We start from the raw sequence: 20,056 nt of genomic DNA on the forward strand, positions 1-20,056 counted from the left end.
CGCTTCGGTGAGGCCGAGCGGACATCGGACGCCCAGCGGGGGTGGGGCGTCAAGCTCAAGCTCGGTGGCGGCATCCTCACCCCGCACGACGACATCCATACCTACGTCGGCGCCGAAGCCGGCGGATCACTGGCCTATGCCGCGACGCGGGGCACGTCCGCCGCGCATGCCGCGAAGGACGTGGCCGTCGACGAGTGGGTCGAGCGCGGCTACCTGGTGAGCTTCGACGCGACCTACGAGGTGCGCACCAGCACGGGCCGGGCCTGGCAGGACCTTTCGACGTTGCTCCACCGGACGTCGCCCGAGGAACGGTCCTCCTGGGTGCTGCTGCCCGACGCGGTCACCGTGTGGGTGCCCGCGGGTGAGATCCACCGGATCGGTGAGCTGACCGATGAGGACATCGCCAAGCTGGTGGCGGACGACGCCGGGCGTTACCTCACTGCGGCGGCCGGGGCCGACGTGGACGTCGAGCCGCAGCCGGTCCAGGACACGTCGGTGGAGGAGCGGCCGGCGCGGGACGGGGCACCGGACGTGCCGGACGTGCGGGCGCCCGTGAACACGGGCCGGGGCAGTGGGCATGTCGAGCTGTACCGACTGGAGGCCGGGGGAGAACTGGTCCAGCAGATCGGGCGTCGACTGGACGAGTGGTCGGTGGAGAACGGGCGGACATCCCGAAGCTGGCTGGACCTCGCCCACCGGGTGCTGGGGTGGCCGGAGCGGGCGCAGGACGGGCCGGCGCGCGTGGCGAAGTTCGACCGGATCAACGACCGGCTGGTGCACGACGTGCTGGGGCCGACGCTGCCGGCGGCCGGCTTCGGCACGGTGATCGAGGAGATGCTGAACGGCGGGCGACCCCTGTTCCTGGAGGGCGACACGCCCTTCGGCAAGGTGGAACAGCTGGTGGTGCTGCGGGCAGCTCTGGGCGAGGGTCGCTACCACGCCACGCGCGCCCGCCACACGTCGCGGGGCGGTGGGGAGACGACCGGACGCGCCGCCGACACGACCCAGTCCGGCTGGTCCGCTCAGTGGGGCCTCAACGTCATCGTCAATCCGGGCAGGACGGGCCGCCCCAGCGCGATGCTCATGGCCGGAGTCGGCGGCGCCCACGCCTGGACCACGAAATGGGAGACGTCGACCGGGCATGGCGAGTCGCTCACCAGCGCCGGGTCCGGAGCCGGGGAGAGCGTGCAGTTCCTGCACGACCTGCTGGTGACGATGGACGTGTACCCGCACGCGAGCCCGGGGACCTACAGCAAGCGTCTGCCGGAGTGGATGCCCAGGTTGGGCGGCCGCTCGTTCGGCGGTTCGTGGACCGCGCAGTTCACACTGCCTGGTGCGACACGTTCCACGGTCCCGGTGGAGGAGGTGCTGCCCCCGGCGGACGAGGCGCGGCCGTTGTCCGAGGCAGCCCTCCAGGGTTCGCCGGTGGAGTGGCAGCCGGGCGCTGGGCTGCAGGTGGACCTGCCCGCGAACGCGCTCGTACGTTCGTTCGACGCACCGGGGCTCCACGGGGTGCTGCACGACATCGCCTTCGGGGGCCGGGGAGGGCGGCCGGTGCTGCGTCCGCGAGCGGGCTTCGAACTGCAGGTGCACACGGGTTCCGAGCTGCTGCGTTCCATGCTGCCTGAGGCGCTGTCATCCCGGGGTCACGTGATCGAAGTCGCCGGGGACGCGCTGGCGCAGGTGACGGTCAGGGCCGACGTGGTGGCGCGAGAACTGGTCCGGGTGATCCAGGGCGGCTCCGTGACCGGGACCGCCTCCGACACCTCGACGTCCGAGACGACCTGGACGAACGCGGGTGACGCGGGTCTGACGTGGTTCGCCGACTTCCGCCAGCCGTTGATCCACGCCGGGAACCACACGGCGGCGAACCGGCCCTTCGTCCGGCTCGCGGACGTGTACAGCACCTGGCTGACGTACGGGGAACCGACGTCACTGGCAGGAGACACGACTCGCGAGGTTCCGCAGCCCGGGAGGGAAGGCGATCCCGGTCCCGGCTACCTGGTGCGGCTGACGCCGAGTTGGTCGGTCGCTCCCGCCTACCGCGAGAAGAAGCTCTTCCCCGCGCGGCGCCGACTTGTCCCCGCACAGTGGCAGGAGCCGATCACCACCGGGCCGGACGAGCCCATCCTGGTACTGGTCGACCAGAAGGGACTCGCCCGACTGGGCCTGGAGGCGCCCGGCGACGGCACCCGCACCGCGCTGCCGACCGTGCCCGAGGAGCACGAGAACGGCTCCCTTGACGTGGAAGCCACCACGCGAGGTGTTGTGGGGCGGGGGGTGCGGGTGGTGGAGGAGGCGTTGCATGGTGTTCGGGGGCTTGCGGGTCATCGGCTGCGGCGGACCGACACGGTGGCGACGGAGGTTTTGCCGGCTTCGTCGCGGCTGGAGTTGGTGGATGGCGTGGGTGAGGTGGTGGTGGACCGTGTGGTGCTGCCGCGTGAGGGGGGTGGGTTCGTTGTCCGGGGAGTCGGGGGTGATCTTCACCTGGATTCCGGTGGCCGGTTCGAGTACCGGGAGCTGGAGTTGCCGGGTGTCGAGCATGTGGTGCGGTTGCGGGAGGCGGCGGGTATCGGGGGTCCGCTGGAGCTGGTGGACCGTGAGGGTGTTCCTGTCGAGGGTGGGCGGTTGGCGCGGTTCCCGGACGGTCTGAGGGTGACCGTTCCGTTGGCGGGCCGGTTCGAGGGTGCCGTGGCGGAGTGGGGCTTCGACCCCAGGGGTGTGCTGGTCCGTCAGGTGCTGCCGCAGGTCGGTCAGTCGTCCGGTGGCGCGGTGCCGGGCCGTGGGAAGGCGCCGATGGAGTCGACCGGCGCGTCTGCGGTGGAATCCCCGCGGGAGCGGCGTCAGGAGCGCGTCGAAGCCCCGGTCGAAGAGCACACCGGGCGGGAGGATTTCGAACACCCCACCCAGGAGCCGCCGCAGGAGCAGTCCGCACAGCCAGTGGCGTCCGGCAACGCCGCGGACGAGGAACCGGCGACGGAGTCCGGCGGTGGGCGGCGGGCGCGCTGGCGGCCGAGGCTGATGTCGGTTCCCGAGGGGATACCCGCGGTGCTGGAGTTCCGGTTGGTGGCGCCGCCTCCACAGGTGGTCGCCCGGTACGAGACGCTGGGGCTGGCGGCGCTGCCGGAGGTCGTGGACGCGGACCTGCGGCCGGCGCGAGGCTGGACGGTGGGTTCCCGAGCGGACGGCGGGTACACCGTGTCCGACGCCGCTGCCGACGTGCGCTGGCAGTTCGGCGCCGACCGGTCGCCGCAAGCGCTGGACGTACGGTTGGCGGGCACGGAGGACTTCCTGCGATTCGCCGACGGCGAGGACGGTCCCGAACTGTCCGTCGTCGGGGCGGACCGGTACGAGCTGGGAGAGATCCGCGACGCGTCGGGCGCGCTGGCCGAGATCCTGGTCAGCACGCCCGGGGACGACCTGGGGTGGCGCTTCGACGGGGGTGGCGTGCCTCGGGATGTCGAACTGTCGCTGTCGGGCGAGGTTCTGCCCGATCATCTGGCGGGTGCCCTGATCCGTAAGCGCCGGGTTGCGGTCTCCGAGACCGCGCCCGGGGGGTGGAGCGCGGAGCTGGTCGCCGACGACCCGTGGGTCGTGGCGACCCACGGCATGGAGGCGACCTCGGACGGGTACGTCCTGACCGACCGGGTCACCGGCGACGTGCTCCGGTTCGATACGGACGGGGTCCTGGTGCCGGAGCGCCGGCACCGTAAGGCGCCGTGGCGGACCTGGCTGCGCCGACTGAACGAGGGGTTGTTCGCCGAGCGGGCTCCGCGGGTGAGGCCACAGAACCAACTGGGCACCGTCGGGGCGAGGTTCGAACCCGAGCTGGCCCGGATCTTCGACGAGTCGCTGCCCAAGGCGTATCGGACCGGCACGCGCGATGAGACGGCACCGGGACTGGTGTCGTTGATCTCGAGCGACGCCACTGACTTCCTGCTGCGTTCCGGACTGGACCCGTCGGCGGGCCCCGAGGAGCTCGCCGAGCTGCGGGCCGCGATCCACGAGGCGGTGTGGGCGGACGCGCGGCGGGCTCTGCGGGAGGCCGGGCCCGTCGCGGACATGGCCGGGCGTTCCGTGAACGGGTTCACGGTGCTGCCCGCCCGGCCGGACGGCCTGCGTCCGGTGGTGCACGAGGCCACTGGCCTGGAGACCGTGTTCGGACGCCAGGACGAACTGGTCTCGCACCAGGTCTACCTGCACGAGGTGCCGCCGGAGCTGGTGGGACGGCCGATCCACGTCACTGACAACGCGAACGGAGAACTCCTGTTCGCGTGGGCGGACACGGCGCTCGCAGAGCACCTCACCGTCGGCTGGACAGGCGACGAGACCGGGGCGAGCACAGACCCCCTCCGTCAGTTCCTCGTCCGGAACCAGCGCACTGGTGAGACGTTCTTCTTCAGCGCCGACGGCACGCGAACCGAGACCTTCCGGGCGCCCGTGGACGCGTCGACACGGACCGTTGTCAACGCGATCGACCCGGTCCCGCCGATCGCCGACTTCGAGCGCCGCGTGCTCGGTCAGGACGCCCCGCTGCTGCAACAGCCGCAGGCCGGGCCGCACGGCCCGGCGCAGGCACCGCAGTACGACCCGCCTTCGGAGCGGCTGGATGCGCAGCCGCCGGACACGGCGCCCGGCGCGCCGCAAGGCGAGCGAGTGAGCGAGGCGGCCCGGAGGGATCCGCGCGCTCGGGAAGAGGCCCCTCCGGCGCAGGAGTCGCACACCGCGCACACCGCGCGCGCCGATGGCGTCGACGAAGCCGACGACGGCGAGGACGGTGGGGGGAGTCCTGGCAGCGGCGGTGACGACTCAACGCCGAACGTCGGTCCGATGTCCGGCTTGGAGCGGACGGCTGGTCCCCGCGGCGAAGGGTCGCCGAACGGGATCAACCGCGATGGCGCGTCGGACGGCCATCCACCCGAGCCGCCCCCCTCTCCCGGACTGCCCCCGGTGTCGGCGTCCGGGAGCGAATCCGACAAGCCGGAGCGCCTGTCGGACGGAGCTGAGACCACCGAGGCCAGCGCGCAACGGTTTCTCACGCGGATCAACGACGATCAACGCGCTGCCGGTACCGGCAGCGGTGCCCCCGTGGAATGACGAAGGGAAGCGAGGCTCAGATGAGGCCAACAGATAACGCCTTTGAGGACCCCAGCGGGACGGACGGTTCTGCCGGCCAGTCCCCGACACTGGTTGCGGCCGCGCCGCTCATGCCGGCGCGCACCGCGCCGGACGACGATGCGGGCAGCCAGGCCGGTCAGCCGACGGCCGCTGTGTGGGATCAGCCCCTGCCGTGGGCAACGCCAAGGGACGGCGGTGAGGAACAGAGCACCGGACAGAACAGGTCTGCGCGGGCCGAGTCGACCGCTGCCCCGGCAAGCCCGGCCCTGCGGGCGGCCGCCGTCCGTGACGAGAGCGGAGAGGATGCGCCGGAGGATGCGGAGGCAGCCGGCACGGACTCTTCGGTCGAACTGTGGCAGGCGGTTGCTGCCGAGCAGCAGCGCGGCGGGCACGCGGCGCCTGCTCGCTCGAGCGCTGCGGCCGCCGGCAGCAACGCCGTCTCGAGGTGGCTTCTCGGCGCTGCCGTCGCCGCCGGTGGTCTGCTCGCGGCCGTAGGGGTGGCCGAGGGACTGAGCCCGCATCGCTCCGCCGCGACGGTCGAGGACCAACCGGAGCCGATCCCGGGTCCCGACACGGGCCTCAGCGAGGAGGGCCCCTCGACGCCGACCATGGCCCCGACGACGCCTGCGAGAGTGCGCCTTGCGGCAGGGGCCGGTAAGGCGGCCGTGGCCGGGCTTCCCGCTGCGGGTCTGGTGGCCCCCCACGCCGAGGCCAACGTCCAGGCTCAGGTTCAGGGCCCTTCCTCACCCGCCCCGGCGCACACCCCCGAGGTCTCGTCTCAGCGGGCGGCTGTGAAGCCCCCGGCTGCGGGGCAGAGCAGTTACCTCTCCGTCCAGACCTCCGTTCAGTCCCCGGACGGTTACTGGAGTCAGAGTTCCGTCACCGTCACGACCGCCAAGAAGCTCACCGCACTGAAAATCGTCCTGCACGTGGCCCAGACCGGTGGGGTGGCGAACACCGGCGTCTGGACGTCGCTCGGTGACGAGGTCGCAGTGCACGCCGCGAAGGCGCCGGACGGGGGAGCGAACTACGTGGTGACGCTCATCAAGGGTCACACCGTGGACTCCGGAACCTACGTCTTCCAATTCGGATACAACCACGACAAGGGCGCCCGCGACACGGTCCATGACCTCTGGAGCGTGGTGGCGACGGCCGTCGGCGACAACGACGATGAGGATCGGAGCGGACGTTTTCACTGACTCGGGCTCGTCAGGGTGAACTTTGACGAAGTCCGGATGGCGTCCCGCTTCGTGGTGCAGCCGATCAACGTGGTGGGCTGAGCAGCAAGGTGCACCTGGCCGTGGACGGCCGTCCACGGCCGTCACGACGGCTGCCGCGTACGGCCTTGCCGTCGACGGCAAGGCCCACCAGCGCGGGTGCCTCGTCCTCGACCGGGTCGCGGGAGTATCGGGCGAGCCAGGCACCCACGGCATCATCGAAGGCGTCGCCGTCGATGCGGGACAGTAGGCGTCCCAGGGCGGTGGCACGTGGGAGACGCGTAAGGCCGATACGTGACCGTGTTTCAGGGGCGGCGTCGACGGCGAACCGGGCGATGCCGGCCAGTGTGGTGGCACCGCCGAGGACTGCGAGCAGGCACAGGGCGAGCAGGGAGCCCAGCCGGTAGCGGCGGCCCCTGACCCGCCTCGGATCGGGGAGCCGGTCCAAGATTTCGCGGAGTGAGATGAGCTGCTCCATCAGCTCTTTCCAGAAGGAGACCGCCAGACCAGCGATGATCAAGAGGAACGGCAGGGACGTCACGATGACAGTGTTCTGGAGGGCGTTCAGTCCGCCGGCGAGCATGAGGACGACGGCGGTGACACCGGTGAGGACGCCCCGGAGGATGAGCACCGGACGACGCGGAGTGAACGATCCGTTCGAGGTCATCATGGACAGCACGTAGGTGTTGGCATCTGCGCCGGAGACGAAGAACATCACGACCAGGATGATCGCGACCACCGAGGTGACGTCGGCCAGTGGGGTAGTGGTCGAGGGTCGCGAAGAACGCGCTGCGTCCACAAGCACCCCCCTGGCCGCGAAGACGGCGGAGATGCCTATCGAGGTCCAGAGAACGGACCCGAGTCTGCCGCCGCCGTAGCCCTCGGCACCTGTGTCGGTGTCCGGGCCTGCCGTCGCGCTTCCCCCGCTGCTCCCCGACGGTGTCGCGGGCATCGTTTCCGAGATGACTAGACATGGAACTCCTGGGCCCGGAGGCGGATGGCCCCCTGATCTACCATACAAGCAGCAGTAGGTCACGACGTCGGTGGAGCGTCAAGAGTTCGAGATGTGTAATCAGGTCAAGGCTTTCAAGATCATCGATACTCGCAGCTCAAGTGCTCATTTTAGATCCTGGTGCGGTGGCCCCCGACCCGCCGGGGAGCCCTCCCTCTCAGCCTCTTGACCGACTCGAGAGGCGGCATTTATCGTCCTGTGCCATGCAAGAGTGCCTGGATCACCCAGACGAGAGCATCGGCCTCCGCAAGCTCGCCACAGGCCCTTCGGCCGAGCTGTGCGTGGAGCAGAGCCGCGTCGCCCCGGTGCTCGCCAGGTTGCTCACGGACCGGCTCGTCGTTTCCCTGGGATGCGTGGACGAGACGGAGGCGTTCGGCAAGGCCGCCAATGTCGGCGCGGCCGGCGATTTCGAGCACGCGGGGGCCCTCATTCACACCCCGTACCTCGGCAATCTGCTGCGGCAGTTCCTCCAGCGCGAGTCGGTCATCTGCTTCGCCGTCGCCCGTGCCGAGGCGGGCGAGACCCTGGCACGCCACGCTCCGCTCGCACCGCCGAACCGTCGAGGTCAGGCTGAGCGGCGCCCCCCATCCGGGCGAGATCGTCATCGCGCTCGCCGCGGCCGCCCAGGGGCGCCCCCAGCAGCGCATGGCAGCGCTCTCGACCGAGCAGTAGGCAGCGCGTCCATGAGCAAGCCGACCATGGTTCTGCTGCACGGCGCCGGGCTCGACCACACCATGTGGGAGCCCGCTGCCGCGCTCTTGGCCGACCGTTTCACCGTGCTCACCCCCGACCTGCCTGGGCACGGCATCCGTCCGCCGGTGAGACACGGGGTGCTCCTCGCCGAGCTGGCCGCCGGGGTGGTCGACGAGATCCCGGCGGGCTCGCACCCGGTCGCATTCTCGGTGGGCGCCCTGGTCGCCCACCATGTGGCGCCGCACCGTCCGGACCTGGTGGCCACACCGAGCTCGGTCAGTTCGACGCGCGAACGTACGGCTGAGGAGCGGGCGTCCGTTCCCGACCGGCTGCGCACCGCCGAGGCCGACTTCATGGCGAGTGCGGCGTCGCTCAAGCGGTGGTACGACGGCACGGACGTCGCCACCGACCGGGTGCCCAGCACTGAGGCCACGCCCGGACGCGCTGGGCCACCGGTGACGTCACCCTCACCGAGATGGACGCCGCACCGACAGAAGCCGCCAGAACAGGCGCGGAGGAGCAGTCATGAGGTTTTCGCTGTTCGTGCACATGGAGCGCTGGGACGAGGAGGTCAGTCACCGCCAGCTCTTCGAGAACCTCTCCGAGCTGGCCCTGATGGCCGAGGTCGGGGGATTCGGCACCGTGTGGATAGGCGAGCATCACTTGAGATGGAGTACACGATCTCCCCGAGCCCGAGCCCGAGCCCGAGCCCGAGCCCGATGCCGCTGCTCGCCCACCTCGCCGCGAAGACCTCGACCATCCGCCTGGGTGCCGGGACCGTCATCGCCCCGTTCTGGCACCCGATCCGGGCCGGTGAGTGTGCGCTGCTCGACGTCATCAGCAACGGCCGGATGGAGGTCGGGCTCGCCCGGGGCGCCTACCAGTTCGAGTTCGACCGGCTGGCGGACGGACTGCCTGCGGCGGACGGCGGAAAGCACCTGCGCGAACTCGTGCCCGCCGTCCGCGCCCTCTGGCAGGGCGACTACGCCCACGACGGCGAGATCTGGCGGTTCCCGACCTCGACCAGCGTGCCCAAGCCGGTTCAGCGGCCCACCCCGCCCATGTGGATCGCCGCCCGCGACCCCGCCTCTCACGACTTCGCGGTGGCCCAGGGCTGCAACGTCATGGTCACCCCGTTGATGAAGGGCGACGAGGAAGTCGCCGATCTCAAGCGGAAGTTCGACACCGCCGTGGCGAACCATCCTGAGGTGCCGCGTCCCGACCTGATGGTGCTGCGACACACGCACGTCCACTCCCCTGACGAACCCGAGGGCTGGCGCCCGGCCGCGGAGGCGATCAACCGCTTCTACCGGACCTTCGACGCCTGGTTCGGCAACAAGACCACCCCGCAGAACGGATTCCTGGCACCCAGCCCGGAATCCGAATTCGAAGGCCGGCCGGAGTTCCAGCCGGACGCACTGCACAAGACCGCGATGATCGGCACCCCGGCCCAGGTCATCGAGCGGCTCGCTCCTATGCGGAACTCGGCGTCGACGAGTACAGCTTCTGGATCGACAACAGCATGTCGCACGAGGAGAAGCGCAAGTCCCTGGAGCTGTTCATCAAGGAAGTCATGCCGGCCTTCCATCGAGCCGGAGCTGTCCGGCGAAGCCGTTGCCAAGGATGAACCCAGTGCCAGAGGCACCCCGGTCGGCGACCGGGCCGCTGCGTGCGGCCGTGGTCACCGCCGCCGAAAGGCCCGCCTACCTTGTCTTCGCCGTTTCCCACGTGGCTCTCGACGCTGCCGCGCCCGCCCTGCTGCAGCGCGAATGGCTGACTCTGCTCGCCGGGCAGGAACTGCCCGAAACACAGTAGATTTTTCCATTTCTAGCATCAAGACGCACCGCATAAGAGCGATTTGAGGAACAGTGCAATGGCCGGTGACACTCGGGCGTATCCGGGTAATTTGCCCGCGGACCTGACCAGCACCGTCGGACGGCGGAGGGAGACGGCCGAAGTCCTGCGGCTGCTGTCGGAATCACGGCTGGTGACGGTGGTCGGGACCGGCGGGGTCGGTAAGAGCCGGCTCGCTCTGCACGCTGCTCGACATGTACAGGCGGCGCTTCCCGACGGTGCCTGGCTGGTGGAACTCGCCGACCTGATCGACGAGGACCTCCTCGCGCTGAAGGTTTTGTCCACATTGCCCATGGCCATGCGCGCCGGAACGGGTGCCGCCGGTCTGGTGGACAGTATCGGGGACCGGTCTTTGCTGCTTCTGCTCGACAATTGCGAACACATGATTGATGCCTGCGCGAAGCTGGCGCCCGACCTGCTGCGCGCCTGCCCGAATCTGCGCATACTCGCCACCAGTCGCGAACCTCTGCGCATCGACGGGGAGAGCGTGTTTCCGGCCCCCCCGCTGTCCGTTCCGGAAGAGGGGCAGCACCGGTCGCAAACGGCCACCGACCGGTACGACGCCGTTTCTCTCTTCCTCAGCCGGGCCTCGGCGGCCGACCCCCAGTTCTCTCTCACCCCCGACAACCAGGAAACGGTTTTCGCCCTGTGCCGACGGCTGGACGGGCTCCCGCTGGCTCTTGAGCTTGCCGCAGCCCGGACACGCAGCATGTCCGTCCTTGAGATCCTCACGCGGTTGGAGGACCGGTTCGGGGTCCTCACCTGCGGCAGCCGTACCGCCCCGCCACGGCATCGCACCCTGCTCGGGATGGTGGACCACAGCCATGAGCAGTGTTCTGAGGCCGCGCGCATGCTGTGGGCCCGGATGTCGGTGTTCGCGGGCGGCGCCGGACTGGCCGCCGTCGAGCGGGTGGGCGCGGGGGAGGAACCGTTGCCCGGCGAGTTGCATGTGGCGCTGAACGAACTCGTCGAAAAATCGATTGTGAGCTTCGACGGCACGCGCTATCAGATGCTGGAAACGCTCCACCTGTACGGGCTCCACCGGCTGAGGGCAAGCGGTGAGGAACACGCATCACAAAGGGCGCACCGTGACTACTTCGCCGGCCTCGCGGCCCGGCTGGAAGCCGGTTGGTTCGGTGCCGACCAAGCCGCATTGCTGCGTGCCGTACTGACCGATCTGCCCAACATCCGGGTCGCCCTCGAGTTCTGTCTCACCGAGCCCGGCGAGGCCCGCGCCGGACTCGGCATGGCCGCCGACCTGTGGAGTGCCTGGTTCGTCGGCGGGCTTCACCACGAGGCGCGGCACTGGATCGACCGGCTACTGGCCGCCGACCCCGAGCCCAGCCGGGAACGAGTGCGCGCTCTGTGGGTCAACGGCCACTTCAACGTATTCGGCGGCGCTGTCCCCGCCGGCCTGCTGATGCTGGACGAGTGCTATGACCTGGCCAAACGGCTCGACGACGATACCGCCATCGCTCACGTGACGTTCAGCCGTGGCATCGCCCACCTCTTCCAGGGGAGCGTCGAGGCCGCCGTCGCCTGCTTCGAGGAGGCGGTACGACTGGAACGCCAGGCCACCGGCTCCACCCCCCGCCTCGCCCACCTTCTGGTCTTCCTGGGGATGGCGTGGTGCTATATGGGCCAGCCCGGCCGTGCGGTGCCGGCGCTCGAGGAGGCCTGCGATCACTGCCGTGCCCACGGTGAGAAGTGGCTGCTGTCCTGGGGCGTCTTGCATCTGGGCCACGCCGCGCATCTCCAGCACCGGCACGGAGATGCGATGGCCTTGCTGAGCGAGGCACTCAGGCGCAAATCCGAACTGAATGACCTGTTCGGGATCTGCGTCGCCCTGGAATTCCTCGGCTTGGCCGAGGCGGATCGCGGCGACGCGGAACGCGCCACGCGGCTGATGGGCGCGGGGGAGGCCCTCGGTGAGAGGTGCAACATACCGGCTCTCTTCGAGCCGTGGCTCGCCCGGCGCAACCGCGGCCTTGAGCAGGCCCTCGAGAGCCTCGGCCCGCGTGTCTTCAACAAGGCGTTGAAGGAAGGGCGCCGCTTCAGCAAGGATGAGGCCGTCGCCTACGCGCTCCGCAAGGAGCCCGTTCCCGGCCATGAAGGGAACGGGGCCCTGCCGCTCAGCCCTCGCGAACGGGAAGTGGCACACCTGCTGACCAGCGGGAAGACCAACAAGGAGATCGCGGCCGAGCTCTTCATCACACGACGTACCGTCGACACGCATGTGGAGAACATCCTGAGCAAGCTCGGCTTCGCCTCCCGAACTCAGGTCGCCGCGCTGTTCGGCGCCCGCGAGGCGGGACAACCTGTAGCACGGACGTGACCTGCGTAAACGGCGCCGCACTCGGCTTGCGCAACACAGCGACCCGTGGCGGGCGGGTCAACGATCTGGGTGAAGCCAAGGGCGTTGCTGCTGGTCATGGAGACGAGTGTCACAAACGAGCCGCGCTCGTCGACGCTCGGAGGCACCCACCCGAACTTCGCTGGCGTAGACAATGATCCACAGGATTGGACAAGCACTCGCCCGACGGCGACACGGTGTCGTACCGGATTCCGCTGAACCTGGACGGGCTGAAGCTGTCCCAGGCCGACTCCGGCCACCTGCTGCTGAAGAACAGCGGCGGTGCCCTGGTGGCCGAGGCGCCGGCCCCGATGATGTGGGACGCGAGCAAGGATCCGGCCGCCACCACGCTCGTGACACAAACCGCCCGCTGATCACCCTCGGCATCGCGTGATCAACCCGAACACATCACCTGAACGACATCGCCCTGGGTCATGAAGGCGACAACCACGACTACGGCCCGAGGCGGACGGCTGCGGTCAGGCGGTGAACACCTGGGCCGGCGCCAGAGCGGCGAAGAGGGCTGCCGCCACGGCGCAGCGGCGATGTTCGCGTGGTCGGTCGCCATGCGGACGGCAGTCCCGTCATCAGCCATCGCCCGCGTTCGCTACGTGTCGTTGCCGACAGCTCATCCAGACACCTCCGCTGTGCCCAGCGCGCCCGCTGCCGGGAATGCGGCAACCTCGTCGAGTGGTACCAGCGGGTACGTGATCGTCCCGTCCGTCTGCATCCGCAGGAACTGCCAACGGCTGACGTGCCCGCCGAGTGCTGCTGGCACGTCAGCTCCGGCCTCGCACATCCGGCCGGGGATGGCAGCGCTTGGTGCCGACTGGCTCACGCGGTCCTCTGCCCAGCTCGCGATCCCGGCTTCCACTAACGTCCCAGCCCTGTCCAGACCGTCCTGGTGGCGAAGCGCGGGAAGCAGCCTGCCGATGAGACGGCAGCACGCCGTGGAGATCATCCTGACCAGGCCGGCCACCGGCGGAGATACTGACAGCGCCTGCCGAGCCGTGCCCCTCGCGGCGAACGCCCGCACCCGCCTGATGGCCGTTCGCCGGGCCAAGTCGCCGGGAACCCTCGGAGACTGCAATTTCCTTCTTGTCCTGCACGGTGACGAGCACTGTCGCACTGGCCGCGTGCCCTCGCCTTACGTCCGGGGCATGCTGAGGCCGTGCAGCAGAAGATCCGCCATCTCGGTGTACGCGTCGCCTGCACTCAGCCCGGTGCTGGCCAAGAGCGCCCCGGACTGCACCCCTTCAATGGCCAGCGCCACGAGGTGCCCGGCGAAGTTACCGTCGATCGGACGCAACGCCCGGGCCTCGACACCAGCCGCGATCAGCTCTTGCACACGTCGAGCCGCAGCCTTGGAGTTGACCCGATAGATCTCCGCGGTAGGCCCGAAGCCGATCATGTCGGTGTAGAACTCCTGGGAACACCGGCTCATCGCCTGGCCCACCCCTGACAGGTAGGCCGGGATGCGCTGTCTCGGATCGGCCACGGCGGCCACGGTGACCTCGATCTGTTCGGTCGCCTGCTGGAAGAACCGCTTCGTCACCGCTGTCACCAGTTGTTCCTTGCTTCCGGCCACGCTGTAGAGCGTTGCCTTCGAGCAGTGCAGGCGATGCGTCAGATCGTCCATGCTGAGGGCCGTGAAGCCCTCGGCGAGCACAAGCTCCTCCAGGTCCGAGAGCAATGCGGCACGACGCTCCTGGTCCACCCGCCGACGACGTACCGATCCATGATTCGTATCCCGAGCCCCAGCCATCACAAGCCAAGTATGACTTGGTGCCATCGCGTGTAGGCAACTGCCGGCGGCTCGGCGCCCGTCCCCGTCGGCGTGGGCCGGCGGCGCCGGACCGACACCCGGTGGTCAGCTACCGGTCCCGGCCGGGGCGCGCGAGGCACAGGGACTCCGGTCCGTGGGGGACGCGGGTGATCAGGCGGGCTGTCGGTTACCGGATCGATGATCCGATGGAGATGCCACCGTCCACGTCGAGGACGATGCCGGTGATGTAGCCGGCCGCTTCGCTGGCGAGGAACGCGGCGGCTTCGGCGATGTCCTCGGGGCGGCCGGTGTGGCGCATGGGGACCTTGGCGGTGAGTTTGTCGCGTGCCGGGCCGTTCATGGAGGCGAGCATGGGTGTGTCGATCAGCCCGGGGGCGATGGCATTGGCGGTGATGCCATGGCGGGCGCCTTCGAGGGCGAGGGTGCGGGTCATGCCGACGACGCCGGCCTTGGCGGCCACGTAGTTGGTCTGGCCGAAGTTGCCACGCCATGACATGGAGGAGAAGCTGACGATACGGCCGTAGCCCTGGCGTTTCATGGGACCGAACGCGGCGCGGGCGCAGTGGAAGGCGCCGGTGAGGCTGACGTCGATGACGGCGTGCCAGTCGTCGTCGGTGATGTCCTCCACGCGGTTGTCGCGGATGATGCCTGCGTTGTTGACCAGCACGTCGACGCGGCCGAAGTCGCTGGTGATCTCGCCGATCCAGTTGTCGACCCGCGCGGAGTCGGTCACGTCCACGATGTCGGTGCGGAGTTTGGCGTCGTGTGCCGCGGCGATTCCGCCCGCGGCATCCGCCAGGGCCCGTTCGTTGACGTCGGCCAGCGCGACCGTGGCACCTTCCGCGGCGAAGCGCGTGGCCATGGCGAGCCCGAGGCCCTGTGCGCCACCGGTGAGGGCGACGACGCGCCCGTGATAGCGGTTCATGTGTGGGCTGCTTTCGTCGTCCGGGAGGCGAGAAACGCCTTCAGGGTGTCGGCCACGGAGCTCGCCGACCAGTTGTCGGCGAAGGTCTCCAGTTCCTCACGCAGGGCGGGCTCCGGGGCAACGCCGTCGATCCTGTGCAGCAGCGTCTTGAGGTGCCGCTGCGCGGGACTGCTCCGTTCGGCCAGTTGACGGCAGATACGGGAGGCCGTGGCCTCGAGTTCGGGCTCCGGCACGATGGCCCGGATCCAGCCGGTGCCGGAGAACTCGGTCGCGGGCAGGAGTTCTCCGGTCAGCAGGAGCCAGCGTGACAGTCCGCGCCCGACCGCACCAGGCAGTCGGACACTGGATCCGCCGGCCGGCACGAGCCGGTTGTTGAGGTGTCCGTCGCCGATGAGCGTGGAGTCGGCGGCGACCACCACGTCGCAGGCAAGGGCGAGTTCGAGGCCGCCGGCGACGGCGTGGCCGTGCAGGACGGCGACCCACGGGACGGGGCTGGCGTCGATCCGGCTGAAGCAGGCGGATACGTCCGCCAGGAAGTCGACCGGGTTCTGGCCGCGCTCGTCCAGTTCCAGGAACTGGTGGAAGTCGCCGCCGGCGCAGAAGCTCGGTCCGTTGCCGGCCACGGCGACCACCGCGGTGGCGGGGTCGGCCTCGGCGCCGGTGATCTGCTTGTCGAGGGCGTCTATGAGGGCGGCGTTGAGGGCGTTGCGCCGCTCGGGCCGGTTGAGCCGCAGCCACCTGATGGGTCCGCGCTGCTCGACGATGAGGGGATCTGTGTCGGTCACTGTGCCTCTCGGCTGGAGAGTTCGGCCCGTCGGCGGCTGCGCAGCAGGTAGCGCTGCGTCTTGCCGCTGGGTGTCTTGGGCAGGCTGTCGATGAAGTGGATCGTGCGCGGATAGGCGTGCGCGGCATAGCGGGTCTTGACCAACTGCTGGAGCTCAGCGGCGAGTTCCGGTGACGCGACACTTCCGTGTGCCACGACGACGTACGCCTCGATGACCTCGCCGCGGGCCTCGTCCGGGGCGGCGATGACGCTGCATTCGGTGACGGCGGGGTGCTGGGCGAGGACGCTCTCGATCTCGAACGGGCCGATCCGGTAGCCGGCCATGATGATGACGTCGTCGTCGCGGGAGGAGAAGAAGAAGTCGCCGTCGGCGTCGACCGACCCGGCGTCCCCGGTGAGATACCACCGGCGGTCCGTGGTGAACTTGGCCGCGCTCTGGCCCGGCGTCTGGTAGTCACGGAAGGTCATCAGCGGGCTCGCGGCGACATCGATCGCGACGCGGCCCAGCGCGCCGGTTGCGGCGGCCTCGTCCTGTTCCTCGGCCAGGACGGTGAGGCTCCAGCCGGGCACAGGCCTGCCCATCGATCCGGTCTTGAGGGGCCGGGCGAGCTCGGGGTGATGGTGATTGGCCAGGGGCATGCCGACCTCGGTCTGACCGAAGTGGTCGTGCACCTCCAGGCCGAGCACGCGACGCGTCCACTCGTTGACCTCGGGGGTCAGGGGTTCCCCGGCGCTGGACAGTCTCTTCAGGGACAGCGCCTGGGGTACTTCCACCGACGAGGAACGGAGTTGCCGGTACACGGTCGGGGCGGCGGTGAAGTCGGTGACCGCGTGGTCGACGAGTGTGCGCCAGGTCGACTCGACGGAAAATTGGCCCGCCAGCAGCAGACTGGGGATACCGGCGGCCATCGGGGCGACGATGGCCGCGTACAGCCCGTAGGCCCACCCGGGGTCAGCCGCACACCAGTAGCTGCCGTCCTGGGGGACCCCCAGGGCGTACTCCAGGTACACCTGCCATCCGGCGATGTACGACACGGGGTGGATGACGCCCTTCGGCTTGCCGGTGGTACCCGAGGTGAACATGTGCACCAGCGGCCCCTGGCCGCCGACGGCGACGGCGGGCAACGGCTCCGGCGACGCGGCCGCGACGAGGTCGGCGAGCAGCACGTCATCTCCGGAACCGGTGGTCCCCGCGACGACGATGCGGCGCTGGTGGTCCTCCGGCATGTCCGGCCCCGGGTCGAGCTTGTGCCGCTGATCCGGGTCGACGATCACGACTCGCGCACCCGAGCCCTCCAGACGCATGGCGATGGCCTGGGGCGCGAACGCGGTGAACAACGGCACGTAGACCGCCCCCAGGCGCCAGAGCGCAAGGATCACGGTGACGAGGTCGGTGCTCTTGCCCATCAAGGTCGCCACCCGGTCGCCCGACCCGACGCCGAGTTCCTGCAACGCCCGCGCACACCGGTGCGAGTCCGCCGCGAGCTGCCCGAAGGTCAGGACGGACGCCTCGCCGGCGGCATCGACGACGGTGAACGCCACCCTGTCGGCAGGATGCCGATCGCACAGCAGCCACGCCACATTCGTCTCGGGGGAGGCGATCCTGGCAGTCAACTCGGCGACCCGGTCGGAAGCCCTCATCGCCGGCCCTTCCGGTCCGCGGCCAGGGCCACGCCCTCGCACGTCGGGGTCTGGGCATTCATGGCATACATGTGTTGCATCGTCGCTCCTCATCGAGCTACAGGCGGCTCCTACACATGATGGGTACGATAGAGGGTACGAAAGTACCTCGTCAATTACCCTCATTCTCGGGATGCGGCCCTGTTTCGAGGGCTGCGGCTATCGCGAGGCATGGCGCAAGCTCGCCGGCGCCCTGGGGCTGTGCGCAAGGCGCTTCCGCACGCGGTCCCTGGGACCCGCGCCGTCATGCTGGGCGCCGGCGGGCTGGGGCACATCGCGATCCAGGCCCTTCGCGGTTTGTCCCAGACGGAGAGCATCGTCGTGGATCGCAACGCCGCAGCCCTCGATCGCGCCCACGGGTGGGGCGCTGACCACACGGTCCTGTCGAAGAAGGATCGTTCGCACGTCGCAGAGATCATGGAGCTGACCCACGTGCGGGTGCCGAGGTGGTCTTGGACTACGTCGGCGAAGAGGGTGCCCAGAAGGACGGTGTCGAAGTCCTCGCCACCAACGGCGTCGACTTCCTCGTGGGCTCCGGAGCCAAGCTCGAGATCGACATTCTCAGCCAGAAGTTGATCCCGGAGAGGAGCTTCGTGGGCAACAGCGGTGGTACCTACAACGAGCTGGTGGAGCTCGTGGCACTTGCGCATCGGGGAGTCATCAGAACAGCACCACGCGGTTCCCCCTCAAGGGTGTCAACGAAGCACTCCACGCGCTCAACGACGGCAAGCTCATCGGTCGTGGCGTCCTCATGGTGTCCGAGGGCTGACGGTTCCATCTGCCACCGCCCGGCTGTGACCGCCGCACCGTCGCAGTGACGGCTCTGTCGGCTCAATCAGTTGATCAACCCATCAGAACAAAGTTGCCCATCAAGCGCCGGTGGTGCTTCTGGTGGCAGGGACGGCCGCTCTGGTCAGTACTCAACTTCCGTCGTGGTGGCGGGTGTAGGCCGGGGGAATGACACGCCGCTTGGGCTTGCATGAAGAAACCGATCGGTTTACGGTGGCTGAAACTGAACGGTTTCCCGCGGGAGACGGTTTGAGCGTGATCCGGGTGCCGTCGCCTCGGCAGCCGGGGCTTCGATGGAACGGCGGGTGGTCGCCAGATCGTGCCCGCCGAGTCAGGAGGCCCGCCGTTCTGTGTGTTGTCGAGACCGGAGTAAGTCATGAGTGGGCCTCACCCCTTCCGCATACTGCGCGCCAAACCCCTGTGGATCGCCAATGGCGTCATCACGGGCACCCTGGCTCTGTTGTTCACCGTGTTCTACGTCGGCGCCAACATCGATCCGGCCGGCCACATGAAGAACCTGCCCGTCGCTCTGGTCAACGCCGACAAGGGGGCCGCTGTCGCCGGCAAGCAGGTCAATCTGGGATCACAGATCACCGGGTCGATCAAGAAGTCCACCGCGGCCGGGGACAGGATCGACTGGAGGGTGATGGACGAAAGGGAGGTGAAGGAGGAACTCGGTGAGGGCAAGCTCTTCGGCGCACTTGTCGTGCCCGACGGCTTCACCTCTTCCACCCTCGCGCTGACCAACGCCGCGGCCACCGGGACTCCGGTCCGTCCGACGCTGACGGTGCTGACCAACCAGTCCGCCGGCAGTCTGGGCTCCGGCCTGGCCCGGACGGCGACGACGACGGCGGCCGAGAACGCCTCGCTCCAGGTGGGCAAGGAGCTGACCGCGCAGAGCGGGGCAGGGCAGGCCAAGCTGCCCGTCGCGGCGCGCGTCCTGCTGGCGGACCCGGCCGCCATTACTGTCGAGGACGGCCATCCTCTCGACTCGCACAGCGGCCTGGGCCTCACCGCGTTCTACTACGCGCTCGCCCTGGTGGTCTGCGGCATGCTCTCGGCCAATGTCATCAGTGGTCAGGTCGACCACGCCCTCGGTTACACCCACAACGACATGGGCCCGCTGCGCCTCAACCGCCCGCTGATCCGGGCGACCCGGGTACAGACCCTCGCCATCAGCAGCACCGTCATGCTCGGCCTGTCGCTACTGATGGGCACTCTGGTCATGGTGGGCGCGGTCACCCTCATGGGCATGGACGCCTCCCACCTGCCCCTGCTGTGGCTGTACTCGGTGTGCGCCATCGCGGTCTCCGGGATCGGCGCGCTCACTCTCCTCGCCGTCTTCGGCACACCCGGCATGCTGGTGGTCACGCTGGTCTTCATCGGGATGGCGGTGCCGACGGCCGGCGCCACCACCCCCATCGAGGCACTGCCCGCCTTCTACCGCTTCCTCGCCGAGTTCGAGCCGCTGCGGCAGATCACCGGCGGTGTCCGCTCGATCCTCTACTACGACGCCCAGGGCGACGCCGGCCTGACCCGCGCCTGGGTGATGATGGCCGTCGGCCTCGCGGCGGCCGCGCTGTTCGGCTTCGGCGTGACCGGCTGGTACGACCGCAGGGGGCTGCACCGTATCCCCGCCGAGGCGACGCCCGAGAAGGCCGCCGCCGCCGCGTAGCGGAACGCACCTCACCCAGGACGGGGCCAGGGCTCGGCGACGGTCTCTCCCTCAAGACCGTCGCCGAGCCTCTGCATGAACCTCGGATGCCGCCCGGCACCCGACATCACCCGACACCCCTAGAAACCGATCGGGCGGGCCCACCCGAACTCCGAGGCTGCCGGTATCTG

The 20,056-nt window shown here is 69.3% G+C and carries 14 protein-coding genes and 1 pseudogene (1 of these 15 running past the window's edge); 10 read left to right on the forward strand and 5 right to left on the reverse strand.

Annotated elements, in window-relative coordinates:
• On the forward strand, positions 1-5,097 hold the end of the coding sequence (locus ACZ5SK_RS34040; RefSeq protein ID WP_468576857.1) for a scabin-related ADP-ribosyltransferase. The gene continues 22,704 nt to the left of window position 1, outside the view; only the last 5,097 of its 27,801 coding nucleotides appear in the window; its start codon lies beyond the left edge, outside the window; it ends in the stop codon at positions 5,095-5,097.
• 20 nt (positions 5,098-5,117) lie between these two features.
• The gene (locus tag ACZ5SK_RS34045; RefSeq protein WP_468576858.1) at positions 5,118-6,317 is read left to right on the forward strand and encodes a hypothetical protein; all 1,200 of its coding nucleotides are present in this window, start codon (positions 5,118-5,120) and stop codon (positions 6,315-6,317) included.
• 64 nt (positions 6,318-6,381) lie between these two features.
• On the opposite strand, the gene ACZ5SK_RS34050 is transcribed toward ACZ5SK_RS34045, so the two are convergent.
• Positions 6,382-7,287, reverse strand: coding sequence for a BCCT family transporter (locus tag ACZ5SK_RS34050; protein ID WP_468576860.1), 906 nt, complete (start codon positions 7,285-7,287; stop codon positions 6,382-6,384).
• A 263-nt stretch (positions 7,288-7,550) separates the two neighbouring features.
• Here ACZ5SK_RS34050 and ACZ5SK_RS34055 point away from each other — a divergent pair.
• The 6 genes and pseudogenes from ACZ5SK_RS34055 to ACZ5SK_RS34080 all read left to right on the forward strand — a co-directional run.
• Positions 7,551-7,814: pseudogene (locus ACZ5SK_RS34055) on the forward strand (amino acid synthesis family protein); the annotation flags it as partial.
• The gene (locus tag ACZ5SK_RS34060) at positions 7,735-8,019 is read left to right on the forward strand and encodes an amino acid synthesis family protein (protein ID WP_468576912.1); all 285 of its coding nucleotides are present in this window, start codon (positions 7,735-7,737) and stop codon (positions 8,017-8,019) included. The pseudogene ACZ5SK_RS34055 and the gene ACZ5SK_RS34060, both read left to right, overlap by 80 nt.
• A gap of 26 nt (positions 8,020-8,045) precedes the next feature.
• Complete coding sequence (locus tag ACZ5SK_RS34065; protein ID WP_468576914.1) at positions 8,046-9,902, forward strand: LLM class flavin-dependent oxidoreductase; 1,857 nt, start codon at positions 8,046-8,048, stop codon at positions 9,900-9,902.
• An 11-nt stretch (positions 9,903-9,913) separates the two neighbouring features.
• Entirely contained in the window at positions 9,914-12,229 is a 2,316-nt protein-coding gene (locus ACZ5SK_RS34070; protein WP_468576862.1) for a LuxR C-terminal-related transcriptional regulator, read from the forward strand.
• Positions 12,230-12,414: 185 nt separating this feature from the next.
• Complete coding sequence (locus ACZ5SK_RS34075; protein ID WP_334582410.1) at positions 12,415-12,621, forward strand: hypothetical protein; 207 nt, start codon at positions 12,415-12,417, stop codon at positions 12,619-12,621.
• A gap of 179 nt (positions 12,622-12,800) precedes the next feature.
• Positions 12,801-13,124, forward strand: a complete 324-nt coding sequence (locus ACZ5SK_RS34080) for a DUF6083 domain-containing protein (protein ID WP_361707018.1) — start codon at positions 12,801-12,803, stop codon at positions 13,122-13,124.
• A gap of 270 nt (positions 13,125-13,394) precedes the next feature.
• Here the strand turns inward: ACZ5SK_RS34080 and ACZ5SK_RS34085 are convergent, their stop codons facing one another.
• The 4 genes from ACZ5SK_RS34085 to ACZ5SK_RS34100 form a co-directional block, all read right to left on the reverse strand.
• Positions 13,395-13,964, reverse strand: a complete 570-nt coding sequence (locus ACZ5SK_RS34085; RefSeq protein WP_334582408.1) for a TetR/AcrR family transcriptional regulator — start codon at positions 13,962-13,964, stop codon at positions 13,395-13,397.
• 235 nt (positions 13,965-14,199) lie between these two features.
• Positions 14,200-14,958, reverse strand: a complete 759-nt coding sequence (locus ACZ5SK_RS34090) for an SDR family oxidoreductase (protein WP_361707015.1) — start codon at positions 14,956-14,958, stop codon at positions 14,200-14,202.
• Complete coding sequence (locus ACZ5SK_RS34095) at positions 14,955-15,743, reverse strand: enoyl-CoA hydratase/isomerase family protein (RefSeq protein ID WP_334582406.1); 789 nt, start codon at positions 15,741-15,743, stop codon at positions 14,955-14,957. The genes ACZ5SK_RS34090 and ACZ5SK_RS34095 overlap by 4 nt, the downstream gene beginning before the upstream one ends.
• Positions 15,740-17,383, reverse strand: coding sequence for an AMP-binding protein (locus tag ACZ5SK_RS34100; protein WP_334582405.1), 1,644 nt, complete (start codon positions 17,381-17,383; stop codon positions 15,740-15,742). The genes ACZ5SK_RS34095 and ACZ5SK_RS34100 overlap by 4 nt, the downstream gene beginning before the upstream one ends.
• 485 nt (positions 17,384-17,868) lie before the next feature.
• On the opposite strand from ACZ5SK_RS34100, the gene ACZ5SK_RS34105 reads away from it, so the two are divergent.
• Together ACZ5SK_RS34105 and ACZ5SK_RS34110 are read left to right on the forward strand one after the other, a co-directional pair.
• Positions 17,869-18,240: a hypothetical protein gene (locus tag ACZ5SK_RS34105; RefSeq protein WP_468576865.1), complete on the forward strand. Its 372-nt coding sequence runs from the start codon at positions 17,869-17,871 to the stop codon at positions 18,238-18,240.
• Positions 18,241-18,587: 347 nt separating this feature from the next.
• The gene (locus tag ACZ5SK_RS34110) at positions 18,588-19,886 is read left to right on the forward strand and encodes a DUF3533 domain-containing protein (protein WP_334582404.1); all 1,299 of its coding nucleotides are present in this window, start codon (positions 18,588-18,590) and stop codon (positions 19,884-19,886) included.
• Positions 19,887-20,056 lie beyond the last annotated feature (170 nt).

Source organism: Streptomyces sp. NPDC031474 (assembly GCF_055581185.1).

Bases quoted from the DNA above. Each gene is read 5' to 3' on its own strand.
- ACZ5SK_RS34045 (WP_468576858.1), top strand. From the start codon at position 5,118: ATGAGGCCAACAGATAACGCCTTTGAGGACCCCAGCGGGACGGACGGT.
- ACZ5SK_RS34050 (WP_468576860.1), bottom strand. From the start codon at position 7,287: ATGCCCGCGACACCGTCGGGGAGCAGCGGGGGAAGCGCGACGGCAGGC.
- ACZ5SK_RS34060 (WP_468576912.1), top strand. From the start codon at position 7,735: ATGTCGGCGCGGCCGGCGATTTCGAGCACGCGGGGGCCCTCATTCACA.
- ACZ5SK_RS34065 (WP_468576914.1), top strand. From the start codon at position 8,046: ATGGTTCTGCTGCACGGCGCCGGGCTCGACCACACCATGTGGGAGCCC.
- ACZ5SK_RS34070 (WP_468576862.1), top strand. From the start codon at position 9,914: ATGGCCGGTGACACTCGGGCGTATCCGGGTAATTTGCCCGCGGACCTG.
- ACZ5SK_RS34090 (WP_361707015.1), bottom strand. From the start codon at position 14,958: ATGAACCGCTATCACGGGCGCGTCGTCGCCCTCACCGGTGGCGCACAG.
- ACZ5SK_RS34100 (WP_334582405.1), bottom strand. From the start codon at position 17,383: ATGAGGGCTTCCGACCGGGTCGCCGAGTTGACTGCCAGGATCGCCTCC.
- ACZ5SK_RS34110 (WP_334582404.1), top strand. From the start codon at position 18,588: ATGAGTGGGCCTCACCCCTTCCGCATACTGCGCGCCAAACCCCTGTGG.